The organism is Dubosiella newyorkensis (assembly GCF_001945605.1).
In the GTDB taxonomy this organism is placed as follows: domain Bacteria; phylum Bacillota_I; class Bacilli_A; order Erysipelotrichales; family Erysipelotrichaceae; genus Dubosiella; species Dubosiella newyorkensis.
The window spans coordinates 1-1,905 of record NZ_MPKA01000148.1 but is presented as its reverse complement, the minus strand read 5'-3'; the positions used below and the strand labels follow the sequence as shown (position 1 = coordinate 1,905).

Here is a 1,905-nt window from a genome sequence, read left to right as displayed (position 1 = left end):
ATAAGCTTGGGGCTTTTCAAGCCGCAGCAAGAGCTGGGAGTTTGAAAAGCAACAAGAAATGGGTTCTTAGGGATAGGGACCCGTAGTCAATGGAAAGCGGAACAAATTTTTTCGGATTTGTCAAAAGCAGAAATTTAGATTGTCCTCAAACTTGACATAGTACCAAATTCATGCTTTCCATGATCAGAAAATCATTACAGGAATATTCACCGAATGTCGGAATAAATGTCGGAATAAATTCAAATGACACGTTAGAAAAAGAAGTTCTTTCTCTGCTGAAAACCAATCCTGCCCATTCAGCACGGTCATTAGGCGAACAGCTAAATGTTTCTCAAAGACAGATCGAACGAATCCTTGCCCGATTAAAAAAAGAAGGCATTGTAAAAAGAATTGGTTCCAATAAGTCCGGGTACTGGATCGTTCTGTAAATAAAAGTCTTTCTAGCGCCGCTCTAGTTTCTGGAAGACGACTTCAGCAAAAGAAAAATCGATATTCGATCTTTGATTGGATTCACCCATGAAAAAACCTCCAGTTTATAGCATCACTGGAGGTTGAATACTCATGATTCTTTTTCTTCGTCTAGTTATTTGATGATGCCCATCGTTGTTGGAAGCCACAAAGAAAGCTGTGGAATGTAAGTGACCAACATCAAGACGATGAAGATCGCGCCAAAGTACAACAACAATTGCTTGAATACTTTCTCGATCGTGACTCCGCCGACCTTCACGCCAACAAAGAGCGTCGTGCCCACTGGCGGGGTGATCGTTCCAATACACAAGTTGAAGATGATCATAATTCCAAAATGGATGATATCCATACCAAGAGCCAGATACACAGGAAGGAAGATCGGCGTAAAAATCAAGACAGCCGGTGTCATATCCATGAATGTGCCGACGATCAACAAGATCACGTTGATCAAAAGCAAGATGATGTATTTATTATCCGTAATTCCAAGGAGTGCATCCGATACAAGTTGTGGAATGCCTGTGAACGCCATGACCCAAGACATGATCGAAGAAACCCCGATCAAGAAGATGATGATACCGGTCATTTGCGCGCTCTCCTTCAAGATCGCAGGAACATCTCTCCATTTCATCGACTTATAGCCATAGATCGACAACAACAAAGAGTACACGACCGCAACGACCGATCCTTCCGTGGCTGTGAAGACACCAAAGATGATTCCGCCAATGACGACGACGATCAAGAACAAGCAAGGGATCGCGTGAAGGAACATGCTCAACTTTTCTTTTCCGCTATAAGTGACGTTTGAACGATAGCCAAACTTTTTCGCCAAGAAATAAACGACAACCATGCACGCAAGACCCCAAAGGATCCCTGGAATATATCCAGCCATGAATAGAGCCGAAACCGAAGCGCCACCTGCGACCAATGAATAAGTGATCATTACATTCGATGGCGGGATCAAAAGACCCGTAGGCGCGGTCGCGATATTAGCCGCCGCCGAGAATTCTTTCGAATAGCCTTCCTCTTCTTCGATCGGACCGATGATCGAACCCATCGCCGAAGCCGCCGCTGTTCCCGAACCAGAAATCGCTCCAAACAACATGTTCGCAATAACATTCGTCTGCGCCAAGGCTCCAGGCATATGACCCGTTACGATCTTGGCTAAGTTGATCAAACGAATCGCGATACCACCACGATTCATGATATTGCCCGCCAAAATAAAGAACGGGATCGCCAACAACGAGAAGACCGAAATGCCTGAGAAAATCCGCTGACTTGCCGTAAGGACGGCTGCATCAAAAGGCATGATCGGCAAGATCGCGCACACCGAAGAGATCCCCAACGCGATCGCGATCGGAACGCCCATCAAAAGCATGATGACAAGAAGGACTAAAATGATCAATCCTGAAAGCAACGAAATACTCATATCAATACACA

General features: G+C 44.9%; 2 protein-coding genes. One reads left to right on the top strand and one right to left on the bottom strand.

Annotated features, from left to right (window positions below; all coding sequences use genetic code 11):
- Window positions 1-179 precede the first annotated feature (179 nt).
- Window positions 180-428, top strand: a complete 249-nt coding sequence (locus BO225_RS11950; protein ID WP_158023848.1) for a winged helix-turn-helix transcriptional regulator — start codon at window positions 180-182, stop codon at window positions 426-428.
- Between the two features lie 155 nt (window positions 429-583).
- Here the strand turns inward: BO225_RS11950 and BO225_RS11945 are convergent.
- Window positions 584-1,905: TRAP transporter large permease (locus BO225_RS11945; protein WP_233120342.1), on the bottom strand; the 1,322-nt coding region annotated here is incomplete at its 5' end.